This is a genomic window from Massilia sp. LMS1-1-1.1 (genome assembly GCF_040815535.1).
GTDB lineage: Bacteria > Pseudomonadota > Gammaproteobacteria > Burkholderiales > Burkholderiaceae_D > Janthinobacterium > Janthinobacterium aestuarii.
Window position 1 is genome coordinate 711606 of the sequence record NZ_JBFPNG010000001.1, and the last position, 17837, is coordinate 729442.

Sequence of the window (17837 nt, forward strand, 5' to 3'; positions counted from 1 at the left end):
TTGCTTGTCGGATTACGCTACGCTAATCCGACCTACGGTATGCCGTGGCAGGTAGGTCGGATTAGCACGGCAACGCCGTGCGTAATCCGACACTTCACCAACTTCACTCCCCGGGCCGGTACCTGCGCTCCAAGTGCTTCGCCACGTCCTCGGGATAAAACAGCACCTCCTTGAATTCGCCGCGCGCATACATGGCCGCCTGGTCCTTGAAGTGGGGTGATGTCGGGTCACCGCTCTGGCCACCGGCGAGGATGCTTTTCGCCCTGATACGAGGGCCGAATTCCACGGCCGCGACGAAGCTGTTGCCACGCTCGCCGTAAATCCTGCGGGTCGTGCTCTTGCTGCTCTGCCCATACGCGGCCAGCGCGCCCCAGTTGCCCGACGCATAGGGTACGGGCAAGCTGGCTTGCGCATCGTCGAACGGCTGCACCACGTCGCCCGTCAGGCGCTGGAAGCGGTTGATCTCGCCCCATGGCGTTTGCCAGTTGCCGAAATCGCGCTGCAATTTATCCGCCGCCGTCGCCAGGGCAGCCAGCCGCTGCGCGGCAGTGACGTTCTCCGTCGCCAGAAAATCGACCACAGGAACGCCCTGCTCGCGCGCCTGCTTGCCAGCCAGTTCGGCCAGCTCCTGGCCCCAGAACACGGCCAAGGAAGTGGCCGTGGAGGTCAGCGAATAGCGCCAGTCCCAGGCGCGCAGCAAGGCCACCTTGTCGGCCAGCGCCAGCTGTTGCGCGTCGCCCGCTGGCAGCGCATCGTATGCCGCAAACAGCGGCGGCAGCAAGGATTCGAAAGCCGTCAGTTCGCTGTCGTAGGAAGCGGCGATCAGGCTGTCGAGCGTGAAATCCTTCTTGTTCTGGAAAACCTTGACGGCATGCAGGCCGCGCGCGTTTTCGCCATACACGGACATGTAGGCGGGATAATCCTGCTGGCGCGGGCTGTGGGCGCCGGCCGCCGAATACGGCCAGTTGTTCGTGTTCTGTATCCAGCCATTCTGCGGGTTGAACAGGGTGATGGTTTGCGCCACCGTGTGCAGTCCTTTCCATTCCGTGGCCGGGTCGCTGCCGTCGACGGGCTGTTTCCAGTTGAAGCGCGGGTCGCGCACGGGGATGAAATTGCCATGAAAGTAGGCGATATTGCCATCCCCATCTGCGTACACGGTATTGTTCGACGAATTCGTGCGCAATTCCATCGTCTTGTAGAACGCCGCGTAATCGCGCGCCTTGGTGCGCGTGTACGACTGCGTCAGCGCCTTCAACGGTTCGTTCATCAGGCGCACGGCCACCCAGCGTCCATCCTGGGCACGCACGATGGGGCCGTGATGGCTGTAGTAGACGGTGATGGTTTTCGAGCCCATGCCGCCGTTCGCGAGTTTATATGGCAAGGTAATCGGTACGGCTTTCAAGGGGCGCAGGCCGCCGTCATAGCGGTAGAACCATGCGCCATCCTTGTCGACGATGCTTTCCAGGTATTCGTCGATAACGTCGCCGCCGCCCGAGGTATGCATCCAGCCGAGACGGTCGTTAAAGCCCTGGTAAACGAAGAACTGGCCCCAGGTAACGGCGCCATACGCGTTCAAGCCTTCGCCGCTGGTCACCTGCACTTCGGGGCGGAAGTAGAACGAGGTGTGTGGATTGATCATCAGCAGCGCATGGCCATTTTTCGTGATCGCGGGCGCGATGGCAAAGCCGTTCGAGCCGCTCGGCTCCGGCTCCAATCCAGTTTCCACGCTGGCCAGCGCCACGGTGGCGGGCTTGGCCTGCTGGCCGTAGAACGCTTCGAGCTGCGCCAGGTTGACCGATTCAATATCGCCGCCGATGCTGCCCTCGCTGAAACTCAGGGCCATCCATGGCTCGAAATGCGCGATCAGCCTGGGTTTGACGTGCGGGTGCGTGGCCAGGTAAAAATTCAAGCCATCGGCAAACGCATCCATCAACTTGCGCAGCCACGGCGGGCTGGCGCGGTACTGCACCTGCAGCTCAAGCGGATCGATGAAGAGCTTCATGCGCAAGTCGCGGTACAGCTCCAGCTCGCCCTCCACTTCCGCCAAGCGCCCCATGGCGTTGATGTAATTGAGTTCCACGCGCGGGAAATCATCCTCGGCCTGCGCATACATCAGGCCAAAGACGGCATCCGCATCCGTCTTGCCCGTCACATGGGGCACGCCCCAGGTGTCGCGCGCGATGCTGACATGGGCGGCCTGCGCCTGCCAGCGGGCCATGTCCGTGACAGAAACGGCGGGCGCCGCCAGCACGGGAGGAGCGGCGACGGCGCCGCAGGCGATGGCGGCAAACAAGGCACGGCGAGCTGGCATTCACTACTCCAATAATCAGGATGCGTCGATGAGAGTTGCAATCCGCTGGTTGAGTTCCACATTTTCCGCCTGCAGCTGCGCCACCTTCTGTTTCAGGCTGGCGATCTCGCCGCGCAAGCGCTCCGCCTCACTAGGCGCCTGGGCCGCGTTGTCCGCCCATGGCTCGTTGCCCGTCTCCGGCGTATCCTGCGACACGTGGGGCACCTTCGGCTCGCGCGGCGTGCGCGTGGCGGCGCGCTGTTCGCGGATTTCCTTGGCCGCTTGGCGCAGCAGTTTTTTACCACCGGCGACGGCCGCCACCTGTTCTTCCGGCGGCAGGGACGCCACGGTGGCCGCCGCATTGATGGAGATCGTGCCCGAACGGACTGCCTCCACCAGTTCCGGCGACGCCGCTTTCTGGATCTTCTCGATCTGGCTGATCTGGTTGCTGCTCAGGCGGGCCGCCTTGGCGACTTCTTCGCGGGTGCTCATGGGGGGCTTGGGCGCGTTTTCGCCATCGGGCGCATCCTGGGCGCTGACGGGTGCCGGGCTGCGCGCGGCGACGATTTCCTTCTTGCGCAGGGCCAGCACGCCGCGCTGGAAATCCGACACGCTGCGGCGCGCCAGGTGATTGTCGATCATCCACAGCATGACGTCGTCGAGCGAGCTAAAGCTGGTGTTCTGGATGGTCTTGAATTCGATGCCGTGCTGGCGGCAGATGGCGTAGCGGTTATGCCCGTCGATCAGCACGTCGTTCCACAGCACCAGCGCATCGCGGCAGCCTTCGGCCAGCAGGCTGCGCTCGAGCGCCGCGTACTCGCTGGCGGTGAGCGGGTCGATATACGACTGCAGCACCTGATTGATAGTGATATTCATGGTTGTCCTCAATATTGCGGCGCGATGGTCCGCGCCGGCACGAATGCTACACCATCCGCCACCGCTGGCCGGGTAAAATCACGGCGGCACAGCTCATACAAAAACACGGACCATGAAAAGAAAGTACGCCACCGCGATCATTTTTGGCGTTGCCGCCATCGGCTTCACCTGGGTCAGCCCCTACATCGCCATGTACCGCATCAGCATCGCGGCAAAATCCGTGCGCCTGGAAACCCTGGCGCAGCAGGCCGACCTGCCCGCCGTGCGTGCCAGCGTGGCGCGCCAGCTGCGGGCGGCCGGCGAAACGGCCAATGAAGACGATTTCAAGGAAATGCTCGACACCATCGTCTCGCCGCCCGGCATCACGGTGCTGATCCTGCACGGCAAGCAGGGGGCGGACGGCAAGCGCCACGACTTCGGCATGGCATACCGCTCGTGGAATGAAGTGGTGCTGCGGCGCAGCGGCGCCGGCACCGCCGCCAGCCAGTTCCTGCTGCGCCGCCATGGCATCTGGGACTGGAAACTGGCGGACATTACCTTGCCGCCGGAATTACTCTGACGAAACTTGATCTAAAACAACACTTACCTAAACCGCCATATTGATTTTGGGAAATATTATGTAGAATGCCAACACTTCAGGCGCACCGGGTCGCCAGGGATCCGAGAGATCGCAGATGAAAAGATTGATGCTTCTCGCTGTAGCGGTACTGGTCGCGCTGGCCGGCGTCTTCTATGGCAGTCCGTATTTCACCATGGACAAGATCCGCGCGGCCACCATGGACGAGGATAGCCAGGCGCTGGCTGCACAGATCGACCTGCCACAGCTGCGCGGCAGTCTCGGGCAGCAACTGCATGCCCTGTTCTCGGCGCCGGAAGTGGCTGACGACATCAGTCCCGACGTCATCGATCCCTTGCTCGACACCATGCTGATGCCCGAAGGCATCGTCGCCTTGATGAAGCTCAATGACCGCTACGAAAAGCCACTCGCCAAGGTCAGCGACATCAGCGGCCGCAAGCGCAACACCAAGCCCGACTACAAACTGCGCTACACGTCCTGGAACAGCGTCGTCGTGCAGCGCACCCACAGCAAAAGCCATATCGGCGAACTGACCCTGACGCGCGACGGCCTGTGGAGCTGGAAACTCACGTCGGTGGCGCTGCCCAAGAATCTGCTGGCCGACGCTTAAAACGGCCGCGCACTGCTATCATCTGCCCAACCACATTTCTTTGGAGGCAGCATGTCAGACTTGGTACAACACGCCCTGACCCACGCAGGCAAACCAGCCACCACGCCGTGGGTGGTGACCTTGATCAACGGTGAAAAACTCACCGGCCCCATTTCCCCACTCAGCGACGGCTGCTACGCCATCGGCCTGGGACAAATCAAGTATTTTTCCAGCGACAAGGTCGCCTGCCTGAATGTATCGGGCGCCGGCGCGTTTCCCATCTGATGACGGGGCCGGAGGGGCCGGACGCCACGGATCTGGCAGCACATCTGCAGGCGCTGGAAGCGGCGCTGCAAAGCCAGGCCGTGCGCGTCGACGGTGCCAGGCTGGCGGCACTGCTGGCCGACGAGTTCGTCGAATTCGGTAGCTCGGGCATGCTGTGGACGCGCGCGGCGACCTTGGCGGACTTGCCGGCGGAAGACTTTTGCCCGCGCAGCATCAGCGATTTCCAGGCCCGCTTGCTGGCCGACGACGTTGCCTTCGTTACCTACCGCTCGCAGCGCCACGCCAGCGGCACCCTGCCCGCCAGCGCCAGCTTGCGCAGTTCGCTGTGGAAGTGGCGCGATGGCCGCTGGCAGATGACCTTTCACCAAGGTACGCCGATACCTGTCTGAACAAGTATCCCATGTCGAAAAGTTGTTTTTTGACACGCAAAATGTCATTGATTTACTGAATTTTTTGTGCAACAATGAATTTAATAAATAAAACAAATAAATTATTGAAATCGGTTTTTTGAATTAATTCGATCCTCACACCACGAATCCGTGTTCTGGATAGAAAAGCACTGCGCAGGGAACGACCCGCTGCCAGGCAAGCGCCTGCCACTGGTCCCACGCAAGCCCCCTTTCTAATCGTCACCACGTATTTTGGGAGAGACATCATGGATAAATTCACCGTACGCACCCAGCTCACTCTGGCTTTCGGCCTGCTGGTCTTTTTCCTCATCGGCATTTCGATCCTGTCCGTGCGGAGTTTTTCCACCTTCAACACGGGCTTTGAGCAGTATGTCAACGGCATCACGGCCCGCACCAACGCGGCCCACCGCGTGCGTGACGCGATCGACATGCGCGCCGTGGCAGCCAGGAACCTGGTGCTCGTCACCAAACCGGAAGACCTGGAAACCGAACGCAAACAAGTCTTGCAGGCGCACGCCGACGTCGTCAAGAACATGCAGCACCTGCTGCAACTGGCGCAGCAGCCCGAGGTGTCGGACCAGGTGCGCGCCATCATCAGCAAGATCGACGGCATCGAAAAACGCTATGCTCCCGTGGCCCTGGCCATCGTGGATCTGGCGCTGCAAAAGAAAACCGAACAAGCCACCGTCAAGATGAACGAGGAATGCCGTCCCCTGCTGGCCGCCCTCGTCGCCGCCAGCGATGAATATTTCGCCATGACGGACACGCACTCCGCCGTCATCCTGCAGGAAGACAAGGAGCACTACATCCTCAACAGGAATATCCTCATCGGCGCCAGCTTGCTGTCCATCGTGCTGGCTGGCCTGGCGGGCTGGCTCATCACGCGTAGCCTGCTCAAGTCACTGGGCGCCGAACCGAAACAGCTGTGCGACGCCGTCAGCCTGCTTGCCGCTGGCGACCTGACAGGCAAACTCAGTGTTGCACCGAACGATAGCGTCAGCGTGCTGTCGGCGCTGCAGCGCATGCAGGAGTCGCTGACCACGGTCGTGTCCTCCGTGCGCCAGGATTCCGACACGGTCTCGCTTGCCGCCGAAGAGATTTCCACCGGCAATAGCGACCTGTCGCTGCGCACGGAACAGCAAGCCAGCTCACTGGAAGAAACCGCTTCCTCGATGGAAGAACTCACCAGCACCGTGCGCAAGAATGCGGAAAATGCCCGCGAAGCCAATGTGCTGGCCACGACCGCATCGGACGTCGCCAGCAAGGGCGGCGCCGTGGTGGGCCAAGTGATGGGCACCATGGACCTGATCAGCGAATCGTCGCGCAAGATTGTCGACATCATCAGCGTCATCGACGGCATCGCCTTCCAGACCAATATCCTGGCCCTGAATGCGGCAGTGGAGGCGGCGCGTGCCGGCGAACAGGGCCGCGGCTTCGCCGTCGTGGCGACCGAGGTGCGCGGCCTGGCCCAGCGCAGCGCCAGCGCGGCCAAGGAAATCAAGGCGCTGATCGACGACTCCGTGAGCCGCGTCGATGCGGGTTCCCGACTGGCGGCGCAGGCGGGCACAACGATGTCCGAGGTGGTCGCCAGTGTCGCCCGCGTCAGCAACATCATCGCGGAAATCACGGTGGCCAGTCAGGAACAGTCCGCCGGCATCGAGCAGATCAACCAGGCCGTCGCCCAGATGGATAGTGTCACGCAACAAAACGCGGCCCTGGTGGAAGAAGCGGCGGCGGCGGCCGAATCCTTGCGCGACCAGGCCAGCCACCTGGTGGAAACCGTGAGCGTCTTCAAGACGCACGACAGCCATGCGGCGGCGCCCGCGCCAACCTTCGCGCCAGCGCGCGCCAGCCACAAGCCGCTGCGCCTGGTACCGGCACAGGCCAGCAGCAGCGTCAAGCGCCAGGCCGCACCGGCAAAACCCCGTTCGGTACAAGCGGAAGCCGTGACGGCCGGCGATTGGGAAGAGTTTTAATTGAGCAGATCGGGCATGCGGCCACGCATGCCCCGCCTCACACGCACAGGGGAATAGCCGCAGGCCGCGCGTTCCCCTGTCGCGCTGCAACAACAAGCCCCTTTCCAAAAAAATCCGCGGCAGCTGTTGTATTTCCAGTGCCCGCAAGCCGGCAGCATGGCAAAAAACATCGCTCTTTTTGCGCTCCCGCAGGAAACTGCATCGCCATGCCCAGCCGCTGTTGCGCTCGCACAAGCCTGCCGGCACTCCACTATGCACCCGTCAGATATTGACGACAAATACGATTTTATTCATGTATTCAGTCGAAACGGATATGAATAGCCGTCGCTGGAAAATGGCATGAATACCAAAACTTTCCGTGCTAGCATGATTTTTCGTTCAGCTGGCCAGCGCCAGCCTGCATGCCCCAACAACCTTGACCGACAGGAGCCGTTTCATGATGACACCGCATGCCAGCACAGTACGCCACACCCTGATTGCCCTGGCAATCACTGCCGCCTTTCCCCTGCAGGCGATGGCGCAGGCACAGGACAACGTCCCGGCGCCTGCCGCCGACGCCCCTGCCGCTCCGGCGGCACAGGCCGGTCCTGGCCAGCTGGAAACGGTGATCGTGACGGCGCAGCGGCGCGCGGAAAACATCAAGGACGTGCCCATGTCCATCGCCACCCTGAAGGGCGACAAGCTCGACACCCTGACGGCCGGCGGCGCCGACATCCGCTTCCTCAACAGCCGCTCACCCAGCGTGTCCGTCGAATCGGACTATGGCCGCACCTTCCCCCGCTTCTACATTCGCGGCCTGGGCAATACCGACTTCGACCTGAACGCCTCGCAACCGGTAGGCCTGGTGATGGATGACGTGGTGCAGGAAAATGCCATGCTGAAAGGTTTTCCCGTCTTCGACGTCGACCAGGTCGAGGTGCTGCGCGGCCCGCAAGGCACCCTGTTCGGCCGCAACTCGCCGGCCGGCGTGATCAAGTTCGATTCCGCCAAGCCCGTCTTCAAGACGGAAGGCTACCTGAGCGGCGGCTTCGGCAAGGATGGCATGAAGAACCTGGAAGGCGCCTTCAACGTGCCCGTCAGCGACACGGTCGCCCTGCGCTTTTCCGGCCAGACCCAGCGCCGCGACGACCGCGTGCACAACCCGCGCTCCACCGGCACGCGCGACTTCGAAGGCTATGAAGACAGCGCCGCCCGCCTGCAGCTGCTGGTCAAGCCCACGCGCGATTTCAGCGCCCTGTTCAACGTGCACGCGCGCAACCTCGACGGCACGGCCACCTTGTTCCGCGCCAACATCCTGAAACAGGGCACCAACGACCTGGTCGACGGCTTTGATTACGATAACTACCCGACCGACGGCATCAACCGCCAGCACCTGAAAACCAAGGGCGGCAGCATGCGCCTGAAATGGGACTTGCCCGGCGTCACCTTGCATTCGATCACCGGCTACGAAAAACTCGATTTCTTCAGCCGCGCCGACGTCGACGGCGGCTATGGCGCCGTGTATGCGCCGCCGATGGGCCCCGGTTTCATCCCCTTCGTCGTGGAAACGGCCGACGTGATCCCCAACCACAAGCAGATTTCGCAGGAATTCCGCGCCGAGTCGTCTGCCCGCGGCCCGCTGCAGTGGATAGCCGGCCTGTTCTACTTCAAGGAAGATATCCAGATCGACAGCATCAGCTTTGACAGCCTGGCGCCCGGCAATCCGCAAAGTCCGAACTACGCGACGCAAAACCAGAGCTCGAAGTCGTATGCGGCCTTCGGCTCGCTCAACTACACGGTGTCGGACGCCCTGAAACTGCGCGCCGGCCTGCGCTACACGACCGACAAGAAGGATTTCTCGGCCAAGCGCGTGGAAGCGACCACGGCCGGCCCCTTCAACCTGAACGACACGTCGCACAACATCAGCTGGGACTTGAGCGGCACCTATGTGCTCACGCCGGCGACGAATGCCTACGCGCGCATCGCCACCGGCTACCGCGCGCCATCGATGCAGGGACGCCTGAACGGCCTGGCCGACCGCCCTTCGTTTGCGGGTGCCGAGAAAGCGTTGTCCGTCGAAGCAGGCATCAAGCAAGACCTGTTCGACAAGCGCGCGCGCCTGAGCCTGGCCGTGTTCCAGTACCGGGTCAAGGACAAGCAACTGACGGCCGGCAGCGGTGCTGTCAACATGAACCAGCTGCTCAACGCCGACAAAGCCACGGGCCGTGGCGTGGAACTCGATTTCCAGGCTAACCTCAGCGATTCGCTCAGCATGACCCTGGGCGGCAGCTACAACCACACGGAAATCCAGGACAAGAAGCTGTTCGTGCAAAGCTGCGGCAACGCGCAAAACAACCCGGCCAGCGGCTGCACCGTCACCGACCCGCTGGGCCCGTTCAAAGGCACGGCCTACATCGACGGCAACCCGCTGCCGCGCGCACCGGAATGGCAAACCAACTTCACCTTGAAATACAGCATTCCCCTCGCCAATGGCGAGTTCTACGCCTACACGGACTGGGCCTACCGCACCAGCTACAACTTCTTCCTGTATGAAGCGAAGGAATACAAGGCCAAGGAACTGCTCGAAGGCGGCTTGCGCGTCGGCTACAAATGGGACAAATATGAAGTCTCCGCGTACGGCCGCAACATCACCAACCAGATCCAGTCGCTGGGCGCGATCGATTTCGACAACCTGACAGGCATCGTCAACGAACCGCGCACGTATGGGGTGCAGTTCAAGGCGACGTTTTGACGGTGGGTAGATAAAACCGCGCTGTCCGGCGCAAACCGGACAGCATGGCTCAGGCACAAGATGGCGTAGTGAGCATCACCTGTGCTAGAATCTCGCCGCGCTGCCCGGATGGTGAAACTGGTAGACACTGGAGACTTAAAATCTCCCGCCTGTAAGGGCGTGCCGGTTCGATTCCGGCTCCGGGCACCAGCGCACAGGATTTGGAAACGTCAGAAAAGCCATTAACTCCCAAGGAGTTAGTGGCTTTTTTACGTCCTGCCATTCCCCTAATCCCGATTAAACCCGACAAAAAACCAGTGGCGATTACGCCAGATTTACGCGGTGATTACGCCTCAAAGAGAGCGATGCATGGCCTCACTAAGGAAACGAGTTGGCGGTTGGCGGGCAGAAATCGTCATCCTCAACGCCATCGGCGAAATGGTCATTGGCGGCCAGAAAATTAAAGATATCAAACTGGCCAACGTGACACCCGAACGGCTTGGCGCCTGGCGCAATCAGCACATGACAGGGCAAAGAAAAGCCACTGGCGCCACCGTGAATCGTGAGCTGAACTTGCTGCCCTCCCCGTTTTTACGACTGTGCGCAAGGAATGGAAATGGCTTGCGCACAGTCCAACCAGCGACGTGCGCAGCACCAAGCCTGCCGCCTCGCGTGAGCGCATTCCTACCGAGGATGAAATCGAGCGCCTGTGCAACACACTTGGCTTCGCCGACGAACCAGTGACGACGAAGAGCCAGACCGTGGCGGTCGCCTACCTCTTCGCCATCGAGACGGCGATGCGGGCCGGAGAAATCTGCGGGCTGATGCCAGCCTGGGTTGACGGCGCCGTCGCCCGCCTCCCCGCCTCGATCAATAAAAACGGTGTGCGGCGAGACGTGTAGGTATCGACGCACGCGCTGGAACTCCGGCGCTGCTGCCGGACTCCGGCGAGGCGCCATTGTTCGGTATTTCCACAGCCTCGCTCGATACCCTATTCCGCAAAGCGCGCGAGCGATCGTGCATCGAGGGGCTGACCTTCCATGACAGCCGGCATGCGGCCATCACGCGATTGGCAAAAAAATTAAACGTGCTGGACCTGGCGCGCATGGTCGGCCACAGGAATTTGCGTATGCTTCAGGTTTATTACAACGAGAGCGCCGAGGATATGGCGGCCAAGCTTGGGTAACTTCACTTGGAGCAGTACGATAAGAATCTTAGGAGTGGTTACTAAAAACCTGTGTAATCACATTTATTTTTAGAAAATGAGTTTGCTTAGCCCCCCCTGTCACTAACATTCCAGCCAACGCATAGTGCTGACCATGCTCATTTTTATGGCAGAGAAATACAGGTGATCCGCTAAACCCATCCAAATCATGAGCCCATGATATATTTTTCAACTTAAATTTGTATTCATCACTGGAAATTGTGAGATACCCAGTAAATTTAGCAGCTTGGAGGGTAACCGTATCGTTGTTATCCTTGAAACCTAGTACATCAGTGCCTGTTCCTGACGCTGGATAACCAACACAAGTAAATGGAGCACCATTTTCGGAAGCAATGTTACTTTGAACCAAAGGAATTTTAACGAATTCATCGACCCAATCCCCCGTTGGCGGAAGCTTAATTGCTCGTGACAACAGCATTTTTCTTTGCTTTTCGTTCTTGAAGCTAGTTATTGGAAAGACGACTATGTCAGCGATCTTTTCATCCTCTGGCAGAGATTCATTCTTTAAAAGTATCATTTCATCAATCAAAACATAGTCGTTCGCTCTGATGTTACGTTTATTGAATTCCGCTACCACCCTCAACCGTGCTGCAGCCTCGCTAACAGAAAGCTTATTATGTTTTTCTAAGCAATGCTTTGCAGTAATGTAGTACAAATCCCTTCCGCGTTTCGCGAAAAAACCTGTCCCTCTAATATATGGATGATCTTCAAAATTCGGCTCTACGAAGATATTGGCGGCTATACATTCTTTCGGAAGTCCGGTGTGGAGAAAAGATATTTTTGTCATAGATGTAGTTAGTATTATGTCTAAAATTTCTAAATAGTAACACTTCTTTGGCGCTGAGGTCAGGCCTAACATTTGTACGCGGTATCATGACTGGTCGCTGAAGCTGTCTGGCTACTACAAGAACGTAACGGTAACAAAGTATCAAACGCCATGAGCATTTGACGCCGAAGCTCACCGGATCGGATTCATTTTTTCACACGCGGAGGCAGCGGATCAGCTACAGCCAAGAAGCGTTCCGCCGGGTACTGCCGGAACAAATCCTCTTCAGTCACAAGGGAACCAGCGAGTCAGCCGTGATACTGGTCCGGGTCGAGGATTAGCAGCATCCGTTTTTCGTCATCCGGCTTGTAGAAACGCTGCATGAGCGGGTGGCCATCGGCGTTTATCGTCAGCATCGAGAACGACAGCAACAAATCTTGCGGCCGGAATTCCCATATCCCGGCGATGGAGGCCGGCATGCCATCGGCGCGCTAGATGCGCCAGCGGACAGGTTTCCCTATTTCGTAGCAGGGTTCAAAGAAGTTATCGGCAGGGATAATGCAGAACTGTTTGCGCTTCCATGCATTGCGGAAGGATGGCTTCTGCGCCACGGTTTCGGTGTGGGCGTTGTAGGTCTGGCGCACCAGCTTCATATCGGCCCAATGCGGAACCATCCCAAAACATGCCGGCGCAACTTGCAGCTCACCGGGCACCTCGTGCCAGGCGCGAATGATCGGCGCCATGTAGCTTGGCCAGGCTTCCGGTGGCAGATCAAATTGAGGGGAGCGAACAGCAAAATGCTGTTCTATTTGAACACTACGGCTGGGGGGCAACGCCGACATATCCGATCTCCTCCGCTTGCTACAAAACTCCTTTGCCACGACCTCCATCGCGATCAATTCCCGGCCCCGCACTCGCCTCCCACTGGCATTTTTACAACACCCCTCATCAGGCCGCTCCCTCCCCCATGGTTCCCTGCTGATATAATACTTACAATCAAGTAACATTCCGAAATGTGCGCCTTCAGGCTCCCGCAACCGTCTGTGTACTGCTAAGCCCAGCCCATGCGCTCCCTTTTCGATCATGAGATCATCAAACAGCTGCACAGCGGTGCCCGCTCACGGGTTTACCGCGCCAGGGCTGCGGATGGCACCGCGTTGATCGTCAAGAAGCCCAATCAGCCGTTCCCCTCCTTTCAGCAAGTGGCGCAATTCAAGCGCGAGTATGCGATCGCGCGCCGCTGCCGCCATCTTGGCGTGGCGCATCCGCTGGCGCTGCAGCTGCATGGCGGGTGCTGGACGATGGTCCTCGAAGATACCGGCGGCCAGGCGCTCGACCAGGTGTTGCGCGCGCAGGTGGCGGCGCGCAGGACGCCGTCGCAGCCCGCACTGGCACTGGATGACTTTTTCGACATCGCGCTGCAACTGTGCGTGGCGCTGGAAGAGGTCCATACGCATGGCGTGATCCACAAGGACATCAATCCCTCCAACCTGGTGTGGAATGGCGAGCGCCGCCTGCTGCAGCTGATCGATTTCGGCATCGCCTGTGAACTGCCGTATGAAAGCCACGGCATCGCCAATCTGCAGACGCTGGAAGGCACGTTGCGCTACATGGCGCCAGAACAGACGGGGCGCATGAACCGGCGGGTCGATTGGCGCGCCGATTTCTATGCGCTCGGCGCCACCTTCTACGAACTGCTGGCCGGCCAGGCACCGTTCGAGACGGGCGACGAGATGGAACTCGTGCACTGCCACATTGCGCGCAGTCCCGACTGGTCGCACCCGGCGCTGGCCAGCTTGCCTGGCCAGCTGCTGGCGATCATCCAGCGGCTGCTGGAAAAAAATGCCGATCAGCGCTACCAGAGCTTGCAGGGCTTGCGCAGCGACCTCGAAGCATGCCGCGCGCAAAAGCCGGCACAGGCGCTCAAGCTGTCCGACCACAACGGCCGCTTCCTCGTGCCGCAAACGCTGCATGGGCGCGAGGGTGCCATCGCCGAGCTGCTGGCGGCGTTTGAACGCAGCGCCGCGGGCAGGTGCGAGATGCTGCTGGTAGCCGGCCATTCTGGCATCGGCAAGTCGGCCGTCGTCAACGAAGTGCAAAAGCCCATCATCGCGCAGCGCGGGTGCTTCCTGAGCGGGAAATTTGACCAGCTCCAGCGCGACGTGCCGTATGCCTCGCTGATCCAGGCCTTCCAGGGGCTGGTGCGCCAGCTACTCGGCCAGCCAGAGGAAACGCTGCGCCAGTGGTCCGCCAAACTGCACACGGCGCTGGGCAGTGGCATCGGCATGCTGGTCGAGCTGATTCCCCAACTGGCGCTGATCGTCGGCCCCACGGACCCGATGCCCGCGTCGGCGCCGGCACAGGCCCAGCTGCGCCTGGATCGCCTCTTCCCCCGCTTCGTCGAAGTATTTGCCTGCGCCGGGCACCCGCTGGTGCTGTTCCTCGACGACCTGCAATGGGCCGATGCGGCCACCTTGCGGATGATCGAACTGCTCATGGTCTCCTGCGACAAGAGCTGCATGCTGGTCATCGGCGCGTACCGCGACAACGAAGTGAGCGCCGCGCATCCGCTGATCGCGCTGCGCGACAAGCTGCTCGCCCATGACGTACGCCTGTCGACACTGTCACTGGGCGTACTGACCGAGCCGCAGGTGGCGCAAATGGTCTCGGCCACCGTGCGCGTGACGGCCCCCGACTGCGCGCCGCTGACCAGCATTTGCTACCGCAAGACGGCCGGCAATCCGTTTTTCCTCAACCAGTTTCTCGCTACGCTCAATGAAGCGGGCCATCTGCGCTACCGGGCCGCCGACGATTGCTGGGACTGGGACCTGCCCGCGATAGAACAGGCCGGATATACCGACAACGTGGTCGAGGTGCTGCTGGAAAAAATCCGCCGCCTGCCCGCGGTGACGCAGCATCTGCTGCAACTGGCCGCTTCCTGCGGCAACCGCTTCGCGCTCGATACACTCGCGCTGACCGTGGACCGCGCGCCCCGGAAAACGCAGCAAGATCTGTGGCCTGCGCTCAGGGCAGGCTTGATCCAGCCGCTCGACGAACGCTATAAATACATCGATGGCGACACCGATGCGGCCAACAGCGGCGTCAGTTACCGCTTCCTGCACGACCGGGTGCAGCAGGCCGCCTACCTGGTCGCCGACGACGATGCGCGCGCGGCCAACCATCTTCTCATCGGCCGCTTGCTGCTGCGGCATGCGACGCCGGAGCGTCGGGACGAGACACTGTTCGAGATCGTCGAGCAGCTCAATGCCGGCCGCGCGCTGATCAACGATGCGGGCGAGCGCGGGCAGCTGGCGGGGCTCAATCTGCAAGCCGGCGTCAAGGCACGGCGTTCCGCCGCGTTCCAGTCCACCCTGGAGCACATGCGCACAGGTCTCGACCTGCTGCCGGCGCAGGCGTGGAGCGGGCACGCCGACCTCTGGCTTGACCTGCAGTTGGGTGCGGCCGAAGCGGCCTATTTGTGCGGCCAGTTCGATGCGGCCGAGGCGATCTACCCGCTGGTGCGCGCCCGTACCCTGAGTCCCTTACAGCAGGTGCGCTGCATTGCCATTCAGGCGCACCAATATCAATTGCAGGGCCGCCTGCTCGACGCCATCGCCGTACAGCGCGACGGCCTGGCGCTGCTGCACATCGACATTCCGCACGATGTGCAGCAGATGAAGGCGCGCTTCGCCGATATCCTCGCCGACATCGGGCGGCAGCCTGGCGCGCATGCGCCCGACACCTTGCTGGCGGCAGATGACATGTGCGAGCCGGACGCGGTGGCCGCGATGCAGATGATGCAAGGCCTGTGGATGGCCAGCTATTACGCCGGCCAGCAGGATCTCAGTGCGCTGATGGTGGTGTCGATGACGCGGCTGTCCATGCAGCGGGGGAACAGCGATTTCAGCGCCGTCGCCTATGTCGGCTACGCGATGATGGTTGCGCTGTACAGCGGCGACATCGCGCGCGGCTACGCCTTCGGCGCGATGGCGATGGCGCTGGCCAGGCGCCGTGCCAACCTGCAGACACGCACGCTCACGGGCCTGATGTTCGGCGCGCTCAGCAACCACTGGACGCAGCCGCTGCGCAGCTCCGACGCCCTGTACGAAGAAGCGTTTGGCTGGGCGCTGGAAATCGCCGATTTCGTGCAGGTCGGCGTGGTGGCGGCCGTGCGCGCTACCGACCGACTCATCCTCGGCGACTATCTGCCGCACCTGATGCACGACATCGAGCACGACCTGGCGCTGATGCGCGCCAACGGCCAGCAGGCGATGGCCGATTGCTGCGTCGCCGCCGCAGTCCAGCCGATCAAATGCCTGATGGGCCTCCTGCCCCGTCACGACAGCTACGACGATGCGGCCTTCAGCGAGGCGCGCTTCCTCGATCAGTATGGCGGCTCGCAGCTGTACCGCGCCTACTTCTTGCAGGGGAAGATACGCAACACCTACCTGTTCGACGGCGCCGACGCCGAGCTGCTGGCGGGCCAGCTCGGCAACGTCACCCAGATCATGCGCGGCCAGGCCAAGGTCGTCGATTGCAGCTTTTACGCCGCGCTGATCCTGATCCGCGCCTTGCGGCGCGATCCTGCGCGCCCCAATGCGGGCGATGTGCTGACCGTGATCGGCACGCTGCAGGCAAGCCTCGCCGAGTGGGCCAGGCTAGGCTCGGACAACAGCGACGCCAAACACCTGCTGGTGCTGGCCGAGATGGCGCGCTACCGGGAAGAGCTGCAACTGGCCACGCGTTATTACCAGCAGGCGATCGACGCGGCCGGCCTGGCCGGCTACGTCAACATGCAGGCGCTGGGCAATGAACTGTGCGGCGAATGCTGGTTCGACCAGGGACATGCACGCGTGGCCGGCGTCTTCATCCAGGACGCCATCGCGCACTACGGCCAGTGGGGTGCGCAGGGCAAGGTGGCGCAGCTGCAGGCGCGCCACGGCGTACTGCTGTCAAGGATGGACGGCCGCGGCACGCAATGGCATTCCATCTCCCACACGCACGGCAGTTCCGCACTCGACCTGGTGTCGCTGCTGAAAGCGTCGCAGATCCTGTCGAACGAAGTGGGCCTGCGCAATGTGCTGACGCGCCTCATTGCCATCGTATGCGAAAACGCCGGTGCGCAGGTGACGCGCCTGCTGCTGCTGTCCGAAGGCAGCTACCAGCTGGAGGCCAATATCGATGGCGATGGAGTCACCGTTTTGCAATCGCGCCAGCTCGACCTGAGCGCCGCCAGCGACCCGCAGTTCCCGCTATCGCTGCTGCGCTACGTCGTGCGCACAGGTGCCGAGGTGATCGAAGACTGCATCACGGGCGCTTCGCGCTTTGCCGCCGACCCGTACGTGCAGCTGCACCTGCCGCGCGCCGTCATGTGCCTGCCGATCCGGCACGGCGGCCAGATCGGCGGCATCCTGTACTTCGAAAACCGGCTTGCCGACGCCTCGTTCACGGAAGAACGCGTGGCGTTCCTGCGCATGCTTGGCGCGCAGGCGATGATCTCGATTTCCAGCGCGAGGCTGCATGACAGTCTCGAACGGCGCGTTGCCGAACGCACGGAACAGCTGGAAGACGCCAACCGCAAGCTGGCGACCCTGTCCATCACCGATGGCCTGACGGGCCTGTCGAACCGGCGCCATTTCGACGACGTGCTGCGCGCCGAATGTGCGCGTGCCACGCGCGTCGGCCAGCCGCTTGCCGTCGTCATGCTCGACGTCGACTATTTCAAGCGCTTCAACGACCGTCACGGCCACCAGGCCGGCGACGCATGCCTGATCCGGGTCGCGCATGCGCTGGCGGCCGGCATGCGGCGCGCGGGCGACCTGACGGCGCGCTACGGCGGCGAAGAATTTTCGATCGTGCTGCCAAACACCGGGGCGGACGAAGCGCGCCAGATCGGCGAAGCGCTACGGCGCGCCATCGAAGAGCTGGGCATCGCCCACGTGAACGCGGATGCACTGCAGGTAACGATCAGCGTCGGCATCGCAGTCCAGTCGGCACCGGGCGCCGCCGATCCGGACGCCCTGCTGCGCCTGGCCGATGCCGCGCTGTACTACGCCAAGGATGCGGGGCGCAATTGCGTGGTGCTGAGAATTCTGCCGCCCGGCTAATCCGCGTTCACGGCGTGGGGCGACTC

The 17837-nt window shown here is 61.5% G+C and carries 15 protein-coding genes and 1 tRNA gene; 10 read left to right on the forward strand and 6 right to left on the reverse strand.

Annotation, left to right across the window (positions count from 1 at the left end; genetic code table 11):
- Nucleotides 1–103 precede the first annotated feature (103 nt).
- Together MRBLMS1_RS03275 and MRBLMS1_RS03280 are read right to left on the reverse strand one after the other, a co-directional pair.
- A complete protein-coding gene (locus MRBLMS1_RS03275) occupies nt 104–2311 on the reverse strand; it encodes a penicillin acylase family protein (RefSeq protein ID WP_485877790.1) in 2208 nt (735 codons plus the stop codon).
- Between the two features lie 15 nt (nt 2312–2326).
- Nucleotides 2327–3166 (reverse strand): hypothetical protein, encoded by an 840-nt coding sequence (locus MRBLMS1_RS03280; protein ID WP_485877791.1) that lies wholly within the window; start codon nt 3164–3166, stop codon nt 2327–2329.
- A gap of 112 nt (nt 3167–3278) precedes the next feature.
- On the opposite strand from MRBLMS1_RS03280, the gene MRBLMS1_RS03285 reads away from it, so the two are divergent.
- The 4 genes from MRBLMS1_RS03285 (at nt 3279) to MRBLMS1_RS03300 (ending at nt 5006) form a co-directional block, all read left to right on the forward strand.
- Nucleotides 3279–3725 (forward strand): DUF2939 domain-containing protein, encoded by a 447-nt coding sequence (locus tag MRBLMS1_RS03285; protein WP_485877793.1) that lies wholly within the window; start codon nt 3279–3281, stop codon nt 3723–3725.
- Nucleotides 3726–3852: 127 nt separating this feature from the next.
- A complete protein-coding gene (locus tag MRBLMS1_RS03290) occupies nt 3853–4353 on the forward strand; it encodes a DUF2939 domain-containing protein (protein WP_485877794.1) in 501 nt (166 codons plus the stop codon).
- 51 nt (nt 4354–4404) lie between these two features.
- Nucleotides 4405–4617 (forward strand): hypothetical protein, encoded by a 213-nt coding sequence (locus MRBLMS1_RS03295; RefSeq protein ID WP_034755154.1) that lies wholly within the window; start codon nt 4405–4407, stop codon nt 4615–4617.
- Nucleotides 4617–5006, forward strand: coding sequence for a nuclear transport factor 2 family protein (locus MRBLMS1_RS03300; RefSeq protein WP_485877796.1), 390 nt, complete (start codon nt 4617–4619; stop codon nt 5004–5006). Before MRBLMS1_RS03295 ends, MRBLMS1_RS03300 begins: the two co-directional genes overlap by 1 nt.
- Nucleotides 5007–5058: 52 nt before the next feature.
- Here the strand turns inward: MRBLMS1_RS03300 and MRBLMS1_RS03305 are convergent, their stop codons facing one another.
- The gene (locus MRBLMS1_RS03305; protein ID WP_128142762.1) at nt 5059–5274 is read right to left on the reverse strand and encodes a hypothetical protein; all 216 of its coding nucleotides are present in this window, start codon (nt 5272–5274) and stop codon (nt 5059–5061) included.
- Here MRBLMS1_RS03305 and MRBLMS1_RS03310 point away from each other — a divergent pair.
- From MRBLMS1_RS03310 to MRBLMS1_RS03330, 5 genes are all read left to right on the forward strand, one after another.
- Entirely contained in the window at nt 5273–7003 is a 1731-nt protein-coding gene (locus MRBLMS1_RS03310; RefSeq protein WP_485877798.1) for a methyl-accepting chemotaxis protein, read from the forward strand. The genes MRBLMS1_RS03305 and MRBLMS1_RS03310 overlap by 2 nt on opposite strands.
- A 436-nt stretch (nt 7004–7439) precedes the next feature.
- Nucleotides 7440–9734: a TonB-dependent receptor gene (locus tag MRBLMS1_RS03315; protein ID WP_485877800.1), complete on the forward strand. Its 2295-nt coding sequence runs from the start codon at nt 7440–7442 to the stop codon at nt 9732–9734.
- Nucleotides 9735–9836: 102 nt separating this feature from the next.
- Nucleotides 9837–9923, forward strand: a tRNA-Leu gene (locus MRBLMS1_RS03320).
- Between the two features lie 434 nt (nt 9924–10357).
- Complete coding sequence (locus MRBLMS1_RS03325; RefSeq protein WP_485877801.1) at nt 10358–10615, forward strand: site-specific integrase; 258 nt, start codon at nt 10358–10360, stop codon at nt 10613–10615.
- Nucleotides 10616–10671: 56 nt separating this feature from the next.
- Complete coding sequence (locus MRBLMS1_RS03330; protein ID WP_485877802.1) at nt 10672–10899, forward strand: tyrosine-type recombinase/integrase; 228 nt, start codon at nt 10672–10674, stop codon at nt 10897–10899.
- A 28-nt stretch (nt 10900–10927) separates the two neighbouring features.
- On the opposite strand, the gene MRBLMS1_RS03335 is transcribed toward MRBLMS1_RS03330, so the two are convergent.
- From MRBLMS1_RS03335 to MRBLMS1_RS03345, 3 genes are all read right to left on the reverse strand, one after another.
- Nucleotides 10928–11797, reverse strand: a complete 870-nt coding sequence (locus MRBLMS1_RS03335) for a hypothetical protein (protein ID WP_485877803.1) — start codon at nt 11795–11797, stop codon at nt 10928–10930.
- Between the two features lie 215 nt (nt 11798–12012).
- Nucleotides 12013–12183, reverse strand: coding sequence for a hypothetical protein (locus MRBLMS1_RS03340; RefSeq protein ID WP_485877805.1), 171 nt, complete (start codon nt 12181–12183; stop codon nt 12013–12015).
- A 12-nt stretch (nt 12184–12195) separates the two neighbouring features.
- Entirely contained in the window at nt 12196–12546 is a 351-nt protein-coding gene (locus tag MRBLMS1_RS03345; protein WP_485877807.1) for an SOS response-associated peptidase family protein, read from the reverse strand.
- Between the two features lie 222 nt (nt 12547–12768).
- Between MRBLMS1_RS03345 and MRBLMS1_RS03350 the strand changes: the two genes are divergently transcribed.
- The gene (locus MRBLMS1_RS03350; RefSeq protein ID WP_485877808.1) at nt 12769–17811 is read left to right on the forward strand and encodes a diguanylate cyclase domain-containing protein; all 5043 of its coding nucleotides are present in this window, start codon (nt 12769–12771) and stop codon (nt 17809–17811) included.
- Nucleotides 17812–17837 lie beyond the last annotated feature (26 nt).

Coding starts and splice junctions, on each gene's coding strand:
- MRBLMS1_RS03350 (WP_485877808.1), top strand. CDS start 12,769: ATGCGCTCCCTTTTCGATCATGAGATCATCAAACAGCTGCACAGCGGT.
- MRBLMS1_RS03300 (WP_485877796.1), top strand. CDS start 4,617: ATGACGGGGCCGGAGGGGCCGGACGCCACGGATCTGGCAGCACATCTG.
- MRBLMS1_RS03280 (WP_485877791.1), bottom strand. CDS start 3,166: ATGAATATCACTATCAATCAGGTGCTGCAGTCGTATATCGACCCGCTC.
- MRBLMS1_RS03315 (WP_485877800.1), top strand. CDS start 7,440: ATGATGACACCGCATGCCAGCACAGTACGCCACACCCTGATTGCCCTG.
- MRBLMS1_RS03290 (WP_485877794.1), top strand. CDS start 3,853: ATGCTTCTCGCTGTAGCGGTACTGGTCGCGCTGGCCGGCGTCTTCTAT.
- MRBLMS1_RS03275 (WP_485877790.1), bottom strand. CDS start 2,311: ATGCCAGCTCGCCGTGCCTTGTTTGCCGCCATCGCCTGCGGCGCCGTC.
- MRBLMS1_RS03335 (WP_485877803.1), bottom strand. CDS start 11,797: ATGTTAGGCCTGACCTCAGCGCCAAAGAAGTGTTACTATTTAGAAATT.
- MRBLMS1_RS03305 (WP_128142762.1), bottom strand. CDS start 5,274: ATGATGTCTCTCCCAAAATACGTGGTGACGATTAGAAAGGGGGCTTGC.
- MRBLMS1_RS03295 (WP_034755154.1), top strand. CDS start 4,405: ATGTCAGACTTGGTACAACACGCCCTGACCCACGCAGGCAAACCAGCC.
- MRBLMS1_RS03310 (WP_485877798.1), top strand. CDS start 5,273: ATGGATAAATTCACCGTACGCACCCAGCTCACTCTGGCTTTCGGCCTG.
- MRBLMS1_RS03345 (WP_485877807.1), bottom strand. CDS start 12,546: ATGTCGGCGTTGCCCCCCAGCCGTAGTGTTCAAATAGAACAGCATTTT.
- MRBLMS1_RS03340 (WP_485877805.1), bottom strand. CDS start 12,183: ATGCCGGCCTCCATCGCCGGGATATGGGAATTCCGGCCGCAAGATTTG.
- MRBLMS1_RS03285 (WP_485877793.1), top strand. CDS start 3,279: ATGAAAAGAAAGTACGCCACCGCGATCATTTTTGGCGTTGCCGCCATC.